Annotated in this window: 15 protein-coding genes; 8 read left to right on the top strand and 7 right to left on the bottom strand. The window is 71.5% G+C overall.

Annotation, left to right across the window (positions count from 1 at the left end; all coding sequences use genetic code 11):
* Positions 1-58: 58 nt before the first annotated feature.
* On the bottom strand, positions 59-892 hold the full coding sequence (locus ABZ297_RS15700) for a siderophore-interacting protein (RefSeq protein WP_355345513.1): 834 nt from the start codon (positions 890-892) through the stop codon (positions 59-61).
* 112 nt (positions 893-1,004) lie between these two features.
* Positions 1,005-1,988 (bottom strand): alpha/beta hydrolase, encoded by a 984-nt coding sequence (locus ABZ297_RS15695; protein WP_355345510.1) that lies wholly within the window; start codon positions 1,986-1,988, stop codon positions 1,005-1,007.
* A gap of 453 nt (positions 1,989-2,441) precedes the next feature.
* On the opposite strand from ABZ297_RS15695, the gene ABZ297_RS15690 reads away from it, so the two are divergent.
* Genes ABZ297_RS15690 through ABZ297_RS15680 form a run of 3 tightly spaced genes read left to right on the top strand, consistent with a single transcriptional unit; the run spans position 2,442 to position 4,628 of the window.
* Positions 2,442-3,101 carry an ABC-2 family transporter protein gene (locus ABZ297_RS15690; RefSeq protein ID WP_355345507.1) on the top strand — a complete coding sequence of 220 codons (660 nt, stop codon included), beginning with the start codon at positions 2,442-2,444 and terminating at the stop codon, positions 3,099-3,101.
* A complete protein-coding gene (locus tag ABZ297_RS15685; RefSeq protein WP_355345504.1) occupies positions 3,094-3,882 on the top strand; it encodes an ABC-2 family transporter protein in 789 nt (262 codons plus the stop codon). Before ABZ297_RS15690 ends, ABZ297_RS15685 begins: the two co-directional genes overlap by 8 nt.
* A 2-nt stretch (positions 3,883-3,884) precedes the next feature.
* On the top strand, positions 3,885-4,628 hold the full coding sequence (locus tag ABZ297_RS15680) for an ATP-binding cassette domain-containing protein (RefSeq protein ID WP_355345501.1): 744 nt from the start codon (positions 3,885-3,887) through the stop codon (positions 4,626-4,628).
* Between the two features lie 61 nt (positions 4,629-4,689).
* On the opposite strand, the gene ABZ297_RS15675 is transcribed toward ABZ297_RS15680, so the two are convergent.
* On the bottom strand, positions 4,690-5,217 hold the full coding sequence (locus ABZ297_RS15675) for a hypothetical protein (RefSeq protein ID WP_355345498.1): 528 nt from the start codon (positions 5,215-5,217) through the stop codon (positions 4,690-4,692).
* 76 nt (positions 5,218-5,293) lie between these two features.
* Between ABZ297_RS15675 and ABZ297_RS15670 the strand changes: the two genes are divergently transcribed.
* Positions 5,294-5,839 (top strand): MFS transporter, encoded by a 546-nt coding sequence (locus ABZ297_RS15670; protein WP_355345495.1) that lies wholly within the window; start codon positions 5,294-5,296, stop codon positions 5,837-5,839.
* Between the two features lie 45 nt (positions 5,840-5,884).
* Positions 5,885-6,610 (top strand): YcnI family protein, encoded by a 726-nt coding sequence (locus ABZ297_RS15665; RefSeq protein WP_355345492.1) that lies wholly within the window; start codon positions 5,885-5,887, stop codon positions 6,608-6,610.
* Here the strand turns inward: ABZ297_RS15665 and ABZ297_RS15660 are convergent.
* Entirely contained in the window at positions 6,561-7,457 is an 897-nt protein-coding gene (locus tag ABZ297_RS15660) for a hypothetical protein (protein ID WP_355345485.1), read from the bottom strand. The genes ABZ297_RS15665 and ABZ297_RS15660 overlap by 50 nt on opposite strands.
* A 29-nt stretch (positions 7,458-7,486) precedes the next feature.
* Between ABZ297_RS15660 and ABZ297_RS15655 the strand changes: the two genes are divergently transcribed.
* From ABZ297_RS15655 to ABZ297_RS15645, 3 genes are all read left to right on the top strand, one after another.
* Positions 7,487-7,933, top strand: a complete 447-nt coding sequence (locus tag ABZ297_RS15655) for a DUF1801 domain-containing protein (protein WP_355345483.1) — start codon at positions 7,487-7,489, stop codon at positions 7,931-7,933.
* A gap of 448 nt (positions 7,934-8,381) precedes the next feature.
* A complete protein-coding gene (locus ABZ297_RS15650) occupies positions 8,382-9,188 on the top strand; it encodes an LLM class flavin-dependent oxidoreductase (protein WP_355345480.1) in 807 nt (268 codons plus the stop codon).
* 216 nt (positions 9,189-9,404) lie between these two features.
* On the top strand, positions 9,405-9,713 hold the full coding sequence (locus ABZ297_RS15645) for a hypothetical protein (RefSeq protein ID WP_355345477.1): 309 nt from the start codon (positions 9,405-9,407) through the stop codon (positions 9,711-9,713).
* Here the strand turns inward: ABZ297_RS15645 and ABZ297_RS15640 are convergent.
* The 3 genes from ABZ297_RS15640 to ABZ297_RS15630 are packed head-to-tail and all read right to left on the bottom strand — an operon-like array spanning position 9,650 to position 12,838.
* Complete coding sequence (locus ABZ297_RS15640) at positions 9,650-10,663, bottom strand: ABC transporter permease (protein ID WP_355345474.1); 1,014 nt, start codon at positions 10,661-10,663, stop codon at positions 9,650-9,652. The genes ABZ297_RS15645 and ABZ297_RS15640 overlap by 64 nt on opposite strands.
* Positions 10,650-11,681, bottom strand: a complete 1,032-nt coding sequence (locus ABZ297_RS15635) for an ABC transporter ATP-binding protein (protein ID WP_355345471.1) — start codon at positions 11,679-11,681, stop codon at positions 10,650-10,652. The genes ABZ297_RS15640 and ABZ297_RS15635 overlap by 14 nt, the downstream gene beginning before the upstream one ends.
* Positions 11,678-12,838, bottom strand: coding sequence for a DUF2092 domain-containing protein (locus ABZ297_RS15630; protein ID WP_355345468.1), 1,161 nt, complete (start codon positions 12,836-12,838; stop codon positions 11,678-11,680). The genes ABZ297_RS15635 and ABZ297_RS15630 overlap by 4 nt, the downstream gene beginning before the upstream one ends.
* Positions 12,839-12,874: the final 36 nt, after the last annotated feature.

Genomic DNA, 12,874 nt, shown 5'->3' with positions numbered 1-12,874 from the left:
AGGGCGGCTGCCCGGGCTTGACCCGACGCTCTGAAGTGGCGTCACGGGCCTGGCGGGGTCAGCTCAGGGCGGCGGACTCCTCGGCCTCGACCTGGCGGTTCCAGTCTTTCTTGACCGCTCGCCAGGCCTCGTCGTCGGCGCCGAGCCGCCAGTAGCCGGAGATCGACAGCCGCTCCAGCGGGATTCCGCGCTCCACCCGCAGGTACCTCCGCAACTGCTTCACGAAACCCGCCTCGCCGTGGACGAACGCCTGCACGTCGCCCTCGGGGAAGTCCAGGCCGCGCACCGCCGCCACGAGCGCCTCTCCGACGGGGCCGCCCGCGCGGTGCAGCCAGGTGACGCGGGTGTCGCCGGAGGTGGGCAGCTTCTGCTCCTCCTCCGGCCCCTCCACCTCGATGAACACGTGCGCCGGCGCACCCTCGGGCAGCGCCTCCACGGAGGCGGCGATGGCCGGCAGGGCGCTCTCGTCGCCGACCAGCAGGTGCCAGCCCGCCGACGGCGCCGGAACGTACCCGCCACCGGGCCCGATCATGAACAGCTCGTCGCCGGGGACGGCGCCGGCGGCCCAGGGGCCCGCCAGCCCCTCGTCGCCGTGGTAGACGAAGTCGAGGGTCAGCTCCCGCGTGTCGGAGTCCCAGAACCGTACGGTGTACGTGCGCAGCCGCGGCCAGAGCTCTTTCGGCATGGTCTCGCGGACGTTCCGCACGCTGAACGGCGCCGGGTATTCGACGCCCTCGGGGGGGAACACCAGCTTGACGTAGTGATCGGACATCCCCGAGGTGGCGAAGTCGTCCAGCCCGTCACCGCCGAGCACGACGCGGATCATGTGCGGCGTGATCCACTCGGTGCGCAGGACGACGCCTCGGTGGTGGTCCCTCGGCTTCTCCGACATCCGGCGGCTCCTCGTGCGATTACTTAGGTGTGCCTAACCTACACCCATCGGCGTGTCGGCGTAGCGGGCCTCCCGCCTCCGTCTGGCGGGCAGGCACGTGCGGGGGCGCGGATCACGCCGCGGCCGTGTCCTCCAGGTCGCCCGATCCCGCCGCCGCGACCGCGCTCAGGAAGCGGGCCATGTGGCGGAAGGACAGGCGGGCCTCCGGCAGGACGTCCGCGAGGATGGGGAACACGTGCGGCATGCGCGGCCACTCCTCGTAGGTCACCGGCACCCCCGCCTGCCTGGCCTTGAGCGCCACGCGGTAGCCCTCGTCCCTGAGGACCTCGGTCGAGCCGGTGACGATCATCAGGGGCGGCAGGCCGGTGAAGTCTCCCAGGACGGGCGAGACGAGGGGGTCGTGGGGATCGAGGCCGGAGGTCCAGCGGCGGGCCAGCCAGCGGATCCTGCCCGCCGACAGTATGGGGTCCTGCCAGCTGTTGGCCCGGCGCGGGATGTCGGTGAGGTCGGCCCACGGCGAGAGGCAGATGGCCGCGACGGGCAGGGGCAGTTCGCGGTCGCGCAGGGCCAGGAGGGTCGCCAGGGTCAGGTGGCCGCCGGCCGAGTCGCCGGCGAAGATGACGTCCGCGGGCCGGTAGCCGCGGCCGAGCAGGCAGTCGTAGGCGTCCAGGGCGTCGGCGAGGGAGTCGGCGAGCTTGTGGACGGGGCCCTGGCGGTAGTCGAGGGCGAGCACGGGCCGGCCGGCCACGACCGACAGGCGCCAGGTGATCGAGCGGTGGGTCCTGGGCGAGCAGGAGAAGTAGCCGCCGCCGTGGAAGTAGAGCAGCACCTTGCGCTCGTCGGGGCTCTTCCCGGCCCGCACCCACTCGCCGCCGCACGCGGTGAACTCCGCGGGCACGATGTCGACGTGCTCAGGCTGGTGCGCCGGGACGAGCCTGGTCAGCTCGCCGATTCTGGAGCACGCGTCGAGTGCGAGGGAGTGGCGCATGAGCAAGGTGGAAGCAGGCTTCAGGGTGCCGCGCATCAGGCCGGTCAGCGCGCGGGCCTGCCAGCTCATGGGGTAGTTCGGAGCAACATCCATATCGATCTGCTGCATCACGGGCCCTCCGAAGGATCTCCTCCCCACGCGGAACACCGCTCTACCAGGTAGTAAGTATCTCATCGCTTACATGGATATTTCGCCCATGTATCACGCTGTGAAATATGCCCGGATATTCAGGGACATCGCTGCCACGCAAACTCGGCGTCAAGGCGGGACATCGACGCGACCCGGTCGGTGCTGCGCTTCGTTTATCGCGTTGCGGACCGCTGAGGGCCGACCGGATAATTTCCAGGCTCGGCCGCCGCACGGCCGCGCGTCTGCTCCTGTCCGCACACCGACACGGCTGGTCACCGTGCCGTCACCCTCCGGAGGTGCAAAACCATACCGCTCTACGCCCGGCTCGTCCGGTACGGATTCCGCAAACACGCCACCTACGTCTGGGCCGCTCTCGCCGGCGCCTTCACCAACAGCGTCTTCGGCATCCTGCGCGCCTACATCCTCATCGCGTTGTGGCAGGCCAGGCCCAATCTGGCGGGCTACGACATGGCCGACGCCGTCACCTTCTGCTTCATCACCCAGGCCTTCATCGGCCCGATGCAGCTCTTCGGCGGCGGTCTGAGCATCCCCGAACGCATCCGCAGCGGCGACATCGCCCTCGACCTCGTCCGTCCCGCCCCGCTGCAGCTCTGGTCGCTCGCCGAGGACCTGGGCCGGGCGGCCTACCTGTTCCTGGTCCGCGGCATCCCGCCGACGCTGGTGGGCGCGGCGGTGTTCGGCATCGTCACCCCCGGCGACGCGCGCCAGTGGCTCGCCTTCCTCGCCAGCTTTCTGCTCGCGGTCGTGACCAGCTTCGGCTGGCGCTACCTCGTGGCGCTGTCGGTCTGCTGGCTGATCGACGAGCGGGGCGTGGCCGTCTTCTCCATGGTGCTCACCACCCTGTTCAGCGGGATGATGCTGCCGCTCGCCCTGTTCCCCGGCCGGCTCGGCGAACTCGCCAGAGCGCTGCCGTGGGCCGCGATGGTCCAGGCCCCGTCCGACGTCTACCTCGGCAAGGCCCAGGTCCTCGACTCGCTGGCCCTGCAGGCGTTCTGGGCCGCGACCCTGTTCGCGCTCGGCACGCTCGGCACCCGGGCGATCCGCCACAAGGTGGTGATCCAGGGTGGTTAGGACGTACCTCCTGCTCGCCTGGACGTGGACCCGCGCCGCCACCGCCTACCGCGCGTCCTTCACCCTGATGACCGTCCTGGGCCTGGTCATGGCGGGCACGGACGTCGCCGTCATCCTCATCGTCTTCGCCAACACCACCGAACTGGCGGGCTTCTCCCGCGACGAGGTCCTCTTCCTGTACGGGACGGCGAACCTGGCGTTCTGCACCTGCGACCTGCTCCTCGGCAACCTCGACCGGATCAGCCAGCACATCAAGGCGGGCACGCTCGACACGATGCTGATCCGCCCGGTCAGCCTGTGGGTTCAGATGGCGACCGACCGCTTCGTCCCGACCCGGGTCGGCCGCAGCCTCCAGGCGGCGGCCGTCCTGACCTACTCGCTCGCGGTGCTCGACCTGGACTGGCGGCGGCTGTGGATGGTCCCGGTCATGGTCGTGACGGGGTTCGTCATCTTCGCCTCGCTGTGGACCATGGCCGGGGCGATGCAGTTCGGTCTGACCGACGCGCCCGAGGTGAGCAACGCCTTCACCTACGGCGGCGGACAGCTCACGCAGTACCCGCTCAGCATCTACGGCCGCGACCTGGTGCGCGGCGTGACGTACGCGCTGCCGCTCGCCTTCATCAACTGGCAGCCCGGCCTGTACGTGCTGGGCCGCGAGGATCCGCTCGGCACGCCCGCGTTCATGCGGTTCCTCGGGCCCGTCGCGGCTCTGGCCCTCGCCCTGCTGGCCGGCGCGGTCTGGCGCCAGGGCATCCGGCACTACCGATCCACGGGGAGTTAGGGATGATCGAGCTTGACCGGGCCGGACGCTCGTTCAAGGTGAAGAGAACCGTCGTGCACGCCGTCCATGACCTGTCGTTCACCGTGGCGCCGGGAGAGTTCGTCGGCTACCTCGGCCCGAACGGCGCCGGCAAGTCCACCACCATCAAGATGCTCTGCGGCATCCTCACCCCCACTTCAGGCAGGGTGCGGGTGGCCGGGCTCGACCCGTCGCGCAAGCGCACCACGCTGGCGCGGCGCATCGGCGTGGTGTTCGGGCAGCGCACGACGCTCTGGTGGGACCTGCCGCTGCGGGACAGCTTCGAGCTGATCCGGCTCCTTTACAAAGTAGATCACGCGCTGTTCCGGTCCCGGCTGGACGAGCTGGTCGAGACGCTGGACCTGGCGTCCTTCCTGAAGACGCCGGTGCGCCAGCTCAGCCTGGGCCAGCGGATGCGCGGCGACCTGGCCGCCGCGCTGCTGCACGCACCCGAGGTGCTGGTCCTGGACGAGCCCACGATCGGCCTGGACGTCGTCAGCAAGGCCGGCATCAGGACGTTCCTGCAGCGGCTCAACGCCGAGCAGGGCACGACCGTGCTGCTGACCACGCACGACCTCGGCGACATCGAGCGGCTCTGCCGCCGGGTCATGCTGATCGACCACGGCCGGCTGGCCTTCGACGGCACCCTCGACGACCTGATGGCCACCGCTCCCGAGCAGTCCACCATCGAGGACGTGGTCACGCGCCTCTACACCGGCAGTCCCTAGCCGGACGCCGTCCGCCGGGAGGAGTCGGACGCGTGCCTGCGCACGCCGCCCTCGAGGACGATCAGAAGTAGCTGCCCTCCGGCGTCTGCTCGTAGCCCTCGTCCTCGTCGTCATGCCGTCGTGCCCAGCGCGACGGCATGAGCACCGGGATGAACAGGACGACCCCGAGCAGCGCGTACACGCCGGTGGTCAGCAGCGTCTTGGCGCCCGCTCCGGCGTCCCTGAGGAGCTGGTTCACCGACGGCTCGGCCGGGATGAGGGAGATCGCGCGGGTCACGTCGAGCGCGTAGACGACCGTCCAGGCCAGTAGCACCATCGCCGGCACGAACGTGGCGAGCGGTGAGATCTGCCCCGCCACGACCAGGCCGACGACCAGGCCGATCGCGGCCATGGAGCCGAGCGCGATCCACATCGTCTGGCCGCCCGCGAGGTTGCCCTCGGCGCTCGACACGGCCTGCTGCACCGCCCAGCCCCCGGCTCCCACCAGTGCCGCTGTCACTACAAGCCCGACGAGTAGTCCAGCAAAGTGCCGCAACGCTCTCACCTCAATATCGATCGCGGTCGGCACGACCATAGCGACAAATGTCATATATCGACCAGGTATTGCCCAGCTTGATACTCGAGGTCTCGCCGGAGCCTGCCCCATGAGACCATGTGGCACACCCATGCGCGCCCGACTTCCTCTCAGGCTCACGCGCACGGCCGCCTTCGCCGCCGTGTGCGTGACCCTCGCCGCGCTCGCGCACCTGCTGGGCGGCGGCGCCGCCCCGGGGCCGTGGGCCGCCGGGCTGGGGTTGGGGGCGGCGTCGCTGCTGGGCCTGGCACTGTGCGGCAGGGAGCGCTCGACGGCGACCGTCAACACTGTGCTCGCCGTCGCGCAACTTGGGCTGCACGAGCTGTTCGCCACCGACGGCGCCACCTACGTCGGCGCGTACGTCACGGCGCACGCCCACGGCCAGGGCCTCGGCGTCCAGGGCGGGATGCTGCTCGCGCACCTGACCGCCACTCTGATCACCGGGCTGTGGCTGTCGCGCGGCGAGGCGGCGCTCTGGGCGCTGCTGCGCCGCCTCGGCGTCCGTCTGACGCCGCTGCGCCCCGCCCTCGTTCCCGCGGTGCCGCCCGTCACTCCGGTCGTCCTGGTCAGGGACGTTCCGGTCGATCCGCTCTTCCGGCACTCCGTCGCCAGGCGTGGTCCTCCACTTCCCGCCTGAACAGCTGACACCTTTCATCCCCAGTCATCCAAGTGGAGATTCACCATGTCCTTCGTTCGCCGTGCCGCGACCGTGCTCGCGGCCACCACCGCCGTCACCGTCTGCCTCGCCGTCCCGGCGCTGGCCCACGTCACGATCACCCCTGGCTCGGCCGAGCAGGGCGGCTTCACCAAGGTCGCCTTCCGGGTGCCGAACGAGCGTGACGACGCCGCGACCACCAAGGTCGAGGTCGCCTTCCCCGTCGACCATCCGCTGGCGTTCGTGTCGGTCAAGCCGGTGCCCGGCTGGACCGTCAAGGTCACCGAGGGCAAGTTGCCCAAGCCGGTCAAGACGGAGTACGGCGACCTCACCGAGGCCGTCACCAAGGTCGTCTGGTCGGGCGGGAAGATCAACCCGGGCGAGTTCCAGGAGTTCGAGGTCTCGATGGGCAAGCTGCCCAGCGACACCGACGCGCTGACGTTCCCGACCAAGCAGACCTACTCGGGCGGCGAGGTGGTCGACTGGGCCGACCCCGCCAAGGCCGACGGCTCGGAGCCGGAGCACCCGGCTCCCGTCCTGAAGCTCGCCCCGGCCACCGGTGAGGGCGGCCACCACGACGCGTCGGCGTCTGCGACGGCCAGCCCGATGGTGAGTCAGGTGGCGGCCAAGCCCGTCGCCGCCGCGTCGTCCTCCTCCGACGGCACCGCCCGCCTGCTCGGCGGCGCGGGCCTGGTGGTGGGCGTCATCGGCGTCGTGATCGGCGTCCTCGGCCTGCGCCGCCGCTCCGCCTGACCCCGCAGGGGGACACACTCGCCCCAGCCCGTACGGCGAGGGCCGAAGTCAGGCGATCATGAGTCCTCAGCCAGGTCCCTGGCCGGTCTGAGCTGAGAGCCTGTTTTCTGTGAGGGCCTGGTGGTGGCCGGTATGCCTGGGTGCGGTCGCGGCGGCTGGCACGGCCGGGCGCGGGCCGCTCGGGACCGCGCTCGGCGGCGGCCTGGCGCTCGCGCTCGCCTCGCTCGGCGTGTTCGGCGCGGGCGGTCTGCTCGACCTCGCGTCGGTCGGGTGGCAGGTCGGCGCGGCGTACCAGCTCCTGTTGGACGGCGGTGAGCTCGTGCTGGGCGCAGGCCTGGCCTTGGCGGGCGGTGTGGGCGCGCTGTTGGGCGGTGGTGACGTCGCGGCCGCGGACACCGCGTTGGGCGGCGTCGAAGTCCCGTTCCAGGTCGGCGTGACGGCGGCGGATCAGCGGCCAGACGGCCTCGGGCGGGGGCTGCTCGGCGGCTTGGCGGGCGGCCTCCTCCAACGCCCGCCCGCTCTCGCGGACCGGGGCCAGGCGCTCGCGCAGCTGGGCCTGGCGCTCGCGCAGGGCGGGCAGCTCGGCGTCGAGTTCGCGGCGGCGGGCCCGGTAGTCGTTGCGACGGATGCGGACGTGGTCACCCACGGCCAGGGCCAGGGCGCGGCCGCCGCGCAGCCGGTAGCGCACTTCAGGGCTGGTCAGCTCGCCGGCGGCGCACCGCATCGCGCGGGCGGCGGCGTTGAGCCGGTCGACGTCGGCGTTGGTGCCGGTCAGCACCGCCAGCCCGGCCAGCTCGGCGTGCACGTCGCCCCGGTAGGCGTGGCGGGCGGCGGCCCAGTCAGCCATTTGTCGCACCGGCGTGGGAGCATGACGTCATGGCGACCTCAAAACAGCCGGTGACGGTCCCGACTGACGCCAGCGTGGACGATTTCCTGGCCGCAGTCTCTGACGAACGCCGACGGGCCGACGCGGAGCGCCTCTGCGCGATTCTGTGCGAGGTGACCGGTGAGCCTGCGGTGATGTGGGGCCCCAGCATCGTCGGCTTCGGCAGCTACCGCTACACCTACGCGAGTGGGCGCACGGGTGACTGGCCTTTGGCGGGCTTCTCGCCACGCAAGCAGCATCTCGTGGTCTACCTGGTGGGTGGGTTCGAGGAGCGGCACGCATCAGTGCTCGCCCGGCTCGGTCCGCACGGGACCGGAAGGGGATGCCTCTACCTGAAACGGCTCAACGACGTCGACGAGAGCGCGCTGCGCGAGCTCATCAACCGCACGGTGCGGGTACACAAGGGCGTCGACCGGGCCACCAACCGCAGCCAATAGCGGTAGCTCATGACTCCGGACTGAGCCGTACACCTCGCATCTCAGGTAACTGAGCAGCCTCGGGCACCGCACGCCGGCTCACCGACAAGAAGACCTGGACAACTTCACTCGACGCCGTCCGAAGGAAGTTGCCGTGCAACAGGTCAATGTGGCCCCCTTCTGGCAACTTTCATCCGGAAGGGACATTAAGTACGGAAGAGATGCCTTGGTGTGAAGGCCTGCTGAGCGGTTGATCGATAGGTGCCTTGGGGGCGCGAACTGGAGGCGTGAGGCCGGTCCAGGAGTGCGAGCGAGCGCTCTGTGTGGGGCCGCGGGCCCGGTGGGCGGCGGCCGGAGGTGCCGTCGTCATCCTCATCGTGGTCCGGGTCGTCGGCGATGACCACCCTCTTCACCGGACCGTCGGTACCGCAGCGATCTAACTGTCGGTGCCGGGTGCTTGGGTGGGGGCATGCGTTACGGCATCGACGTCGCGATCCTCGGTGACCTCGCGGAGCCGGCACACCTGGTCACCCTCGCCCGGGAGGCCGAGGCCGCCGGGTGGGACGCCGTGCTGGTGTGGGACCACTTGGCCTTCACCTGGGGCATGCCATCGGCCGACCCGTGGGTGACGCTGGCCGCGGCGGCGCAGGCGACCTCGCACATCAGGCTGGGCACGGCGGTGACGGCCGTGGCCCGGCACCGCCCGGAAAGGCTGGCCCAGACGGTGGCGACGCTCGACAGGCTGAGCGGCGGCCGCGCGATCCTGGGCGCCGGGCTGGGCGGCGTGAGGCAGGAGTTCACCGCCTTCGGCTCAACGCGTCCCGGCGGGGTCGTGCTCGACGAGGCACTCGACGTGATGGTCTCGCTCTGGTCCGGCGAGGAGGTGCACCACCGGGACGCTCATTACACCGTCGACGGGGTGCGGCTCGCGCCGCTGCCCCTCCAGCGGCCCCGGGTGCCTGTGTGGGTCGGCGGCACGGCTCCGGGTGCCCTTCGGCGTGCCGCCCGCTGGGACGGCTGGATCGTCACCGGCGACGACCGGGAGGGCCGCATGACGCTTTCACCCGACTCCCTGGCCGCCCAGGTCAGCGAGCTCCGCCGGCACCGGGCAACCGCGGGCGACCTCGACGTGGCGGTCATCGGGGTGAGCGAGCCAGGCTCGCCGGTCCGGGCCTACGCTGACGCGGGCGCCACGTGGTGGCTGGAGCACCTCCACAGCTACCGGGGATCGATGGAACGACTGGTGCGGCGCGTCAAGGCGGGCCCGCCCGTGTGAAGCACCTGCGGTGCGCGCGTGGCTCAGGACAGCTCGATGCACAGGCTCACAGCGTCCCGGCGCGGCACAGGCCCATACGCGGGAAAAGCCATCCACCCCACGACCGGGGGCAATGATCTCGCCGCGCGCAAGAGCCATGGCAACTGTGCGTGCTCGGGGTCTCCCGCTGGGCGCTCGGCCACGTGCACTGGCGGCAGAGCGCCCGTCCTGGCCGCCGTGGTGATCTTCGTCGTGGGCCTGTTCGGCGCCGGCATCGTGCCCGCGCAGCAGCTGCGCCTGATGGCCGCCGCGCCGGAAGCCGGCACGCTGCTGCTCAGCCTCGACAGCACGGCGCTCTACCTCGGCATGTCCGCCGGTGGCGCGCTCGGCGGCGTGGTGCTCGCCACGCTGGGCGCGACGGCCCTGGCCGCGGTCGCCGCCGCGGTGTACCTGCCGGGGCTGGTCGCCGCCTTCCTCACCGGTCAGGACGTGATGTCCTTGCCGGAGAAGCGCGCCCAGGCGATGGAGCAGAACAACCCGATGTAGGCGCCGAACACCAGCAGGCCCTGGCCGAGGTCGGCGAAGGAGATGGGGCTGCGCAGCACCGCGTCGAACCTCGTGAACCAGGTGGGCAGCAGGTACGGGGCCAGCCCGTCGAGCTCGGGGATGGCGCGCAGCACCTGGGCGACGATGACGAGCACCATGGTGGCCGCGATGGCTCCGATGGACACCTCGGTCAGCGTCGACAGGGCCAGCCCGATGGCCGCCAGCGCCGCCATGCCCGCGCCCACGTACCCGGCGGCGATGAGGATGCGCAGCAGGCCCTCGCCCATCGAGATGGTGCCGCCCGACAGCAGCGCGACCGGCCCGGCCGGGAACAGGACCAGCCCGGTGATCAGCCCGGACAGCGCCACGACCGCGGTGACCGCGAAGGAGAACACGACCGCGTTGAGGTACTTGACCGCGAGCAGCCTGGTGCGGCCCGCGGGCGCGGCGAGCAGGTAGCGAAGGGTCCCTGTGCCCGCCTCACCGGCGATCGAGTCGCCGGCGACCACGCTCACCGCGATCGGCAGCAGCAGCACGACCAGGAAGGAGAACGAGGCGAACGTCAACATGAGGCTGTTGCCGGCGACGGCCCCGATGAAGCCGCCCACGCCGTCGCCGTCACCGGCGACGATGCGCAGCGCGACGCCGACCACGATCGGGACGCTCGCCACCACGGCCAGCATCACCTGGTTGCGCGGGCGCCGGAAGGTCAGCCCCAGCTCGGAGCCGAGCAGCCGCCAGAACGCCATCGGGCTGCGCGTGAGCGGGCCGGGCGCGGGCTCCGCCGACGAGCGCCGCTCGGGTCCGGTGATCTCACCGGCTCCGGCGGCCATCTCGGTCTTCGCCGTCCCGGCGGTCTCCGTCGTCTCCACGGTCTGGGCGGGTTCGGCGCTCTCGGACGCCGCCACGGACTCCGGGCTCCGGCGGGCCCGCGTCTCAGCCGTCGACATCGAATCCCTCTCCTGTCAGTCCCACGAACACGTCCTCCAGGCTCGGACGCACCACGGCCAGGCCGCGCACGGCGACGCCTTCCTCCACCAGCGCGGCGTTGACCCGCTCGGGGGCGTGGCCGCCCAGCTCGGCGGTCACCTCCGCCCTGCCCTGGACACCGCCCTGGACGCCGCCCTGGACACCGCCCTGGACACCGCCCTGGACATCGGCCAGGCCGAGCGCGGTGAGCACCCGGGCGGCGGCGGCCACGTCGGGCGTCTCGATCCTGATGCGGGTGGCCTTGCCGCCGTTGAGCGAGGCGATCGTGCCCTGCGCGACGAGCTTGCCGGTGCGCATGATCGCGGCGTGCGTGCACATCTGCTCCACCTCGGCCAGCAGGTGCGAGGAGACGAAGACGGTGGTGCCGCCCGCGGCGATCTCCTTGACCAGTGCGCGCACCTCGCGGGTGCCCTGCGGATCGAGCCCGTTGGTGGGCTCGTCCAGGATGAGCAGCTCGCGCGGGCCGAGCAGGGCGGCGGCGATCGCGAGCCGCTGGCGCATGCCGAGCGAGTAGTTACGGAAGCGCTTGCCGGCGGCGGCGGCGAGCCCCACCCGCTCCAGCGCCTCCCCCGCCCGCTTCCTGGCGGTGCCGCCCCGCGCGGTGGGGTCGGCGGCGTCCATGCGCAGCAGGTTCGCCTCGCCCGACAGGTACGGGTAGAAGGCCGGCCCCTCGACCAGGGCCCCCACCCGGGGCAGCGCGTCCATCAGGGGCAGGCCGAGCAGCGAGTGCTCCCCCGCCGTGGGGGCGGCCAGTCCGAGCAGCATGCGGATCGTGGTGGTCTTGCCCGAGCCGTTGGGCCCGAGAAAGCCGAACACCGAGCCGCGCGGCACGGCCAGGTCCAGCGCGTCGACGGCGACCTGGCCGCCGCGGAAGCGCTTGGTCAGGCCGCAGGTGACGATCGCGGAACCGTTCGCGGGGTCAGCGGAGGGCGGGGCCGCCCGGAAGGGCGCCCCCGCTTCGTGCGTGACAACGGTCACTTGATGCCCGCCGCCTTGGTGATCTCCTCCGGGGTGACCGCGCCGACCAGCAGGCGGCCGTCGTCGGTCAGCAGGGCGGTGACGAGCTTGGTCTGGATCAGCTTGCCGGAGCCCCACGTGCCGCTCACCGGAGTGGCGGACTTCAGGACGGTGTCGATCATCGCGCTCGGGTCGCCGCCTTCGCCGAACTGCGGGCCGTTCTCGGCCTTCTGCTCGGGCTGGGACGGCTTGGCCGTCAGGTCGGCCAGCGACGCCTTGAACACGGCCACGCTGGTCCAGCCCTCGCCGACGACCTTCATGTCGGCGGCGGCCTTCCTGGCCTCGTCGGCGTGCTCCTCGGCCCTGACCATCTCGCCGCCGATGGTCCTCTCCTCCACCTTCGCCCCAGCGGGCGGGGTGAAGGCGAAGTTCTCGGCCGCGGGCGGCGTGAACGTCACCTGGGTGAAGCCGACCTGGAAGGCCGGTTCCGCCGAGCCCTTGGCGTACACCTGGACCTGCAGCGGGACGTAGGTCTCGCCGTCGAGCGCGATCCGGATCTCCTGCACCAGCGAGGCCTCGTCCTTCGGACGGAGCACGAGCTGGTAGGCGGCCCGGCCGGCCACCTGGGCGGTGTTGGTCACGCTGATGGCCGTGTCGTCGCCGGCGCCTTCGAGCAGCTTCTCCGCCACCTGCTGCGGGGTCAGGTCGGTGGGACCCGGCGTGGGCATCTTGGGCTGCTGCTCCGCGCCGGCCTTGACCTTCAGCTTGGTCGCGGTGTTGCTGCTGCTGTCCCAGTACCAGACCTGGTCGCCGTTGACGATCAGGTCGGTCTCGCTGAGCTGGGTCGGCATGGCCACCCGCAGCTTGTCGTTGGCGCCGTACCAGACCTTCACCTCGTGCGAGCCGGACAGCAGGCTGAGCGGCGAGGCGCCGGCCGCCTGCGGAATTGCCGGCAGGCCGAGCGACGCGGTCTGCTGCACGGTGCCCGACATCTGGGGCGGGCCTTCACTCTTCTTGACGGACGCCACCGCGTCGGCGAGCAGCTGCTCGGCCGTACGCTCGGGCAGCACCGGGTCGCCGCTGACGGCGGCGATCACGGGACCGGCCCCGATCGCACCTCCGATCACGGCCGCCACCGCGATCGGGACTCCCCACCTCACGAACGTGCCTCTGCGCATCTCACTCCTTAACGGTATGTCGATGACCAGAGCCTG

Origin of the sequence: Nonomuraea sp. NPDC005983, from assembly GCF_040614375.1 — a bacterium.
Classification (GTDB): domain Bacteria; phylum Actinomycetota; class Actinomycetes; order Streptosporangiales; family Streptosporangiaceae; genus Nonomuraea.
Note: the sequence above shows the minus strand (reverse complement) of the source record. Positions and strands in the feature narration are given on the sequence as shown.

Excerpts from the sequence above, each read along its gene's own strand:
- ABZ297_RS15700 (WP_355345513.1), bottom strand. The coding sequence starts at position 892 with ATGTCGGAGAAGCCGAGGGACCACCACCGAGGCGTCGTCCTGCGCACC.
- ABZ297_RS15695 (WP_355345510.1), bottom strand. The coding sequence starts at position 1,988 with ATGCAGCAGATCGATATGGATGTTGCTCCGAACTACCCCATGAGCTGG.
- ABZ297_RS15680 (WP_355345501.1), top strand. The coding sequence starts at position 3,885 with ATGATCGAGCTTGACCGGGCCGGACGCTCGTTCAAGGTGAAGAGAACC.
- ABZ297_RS15675 (WP_355345498.1), bottom strand. The coding sequence starts at position 5,217 with ATGACATTTGTCGCTATGGTCGTGCCGACCGCGATCGATATTGAGGTG.
- ABZ297_RS15670 (WP_355345495.1), top strand. The coding sequence starts at position 5,294 with ATGCGCGCCCGACTTCCTCTCAGGCTCACGCGCACGGCCGCCTTCGCC.
- ABZ297_RS15665 (WP_355345492.1), top strand. The coding sequence starts at position 5,885 with ATGTCCTTCGTTCGCCGTGCCGCGACCGTGCTCGCGGCCACCACCGCC.
- ABZ297_RS15660 (WP_355345485.1), bottom strand. The coding sequence starts at position 7,457 with ATGGCTGACTGGGCCGCCGCCCGCCACGCCTACCGGGGCGACGTGCAC.
- ABZ297_RS15655 (WP_355345483.1), top strand. The coding sequence starts at position 7,487 with ATGGCGACCTCAAAACAGCCGGTGACGGTCCCGACTGACGCCAGCGTG.
- ABZ297_RS15650 (WP_355345480.1), top strand. The coding sequence starts at position 8,382 with ATGCGTTACGGCATCGACGTCGCGATCCTCGGTGACCTCGCGGAGCCG.
- ABZ297_RS15640 (WP_355345474.1), bottom strand. The coding sequence starts at position 10,663 with ATGTCGACGGCTGAGACGCGGGCCCGCCGGAGCCCGGAGTCCGTGGCG.
- ABZ297_RS15630 (WP_355345468.1), bottom strand. The coding sequence starts at position 12,838 with ATGCGCAGAGGCACGTTCGTGAGGTGGGGAGTCCCGATCGCGGTGGCG.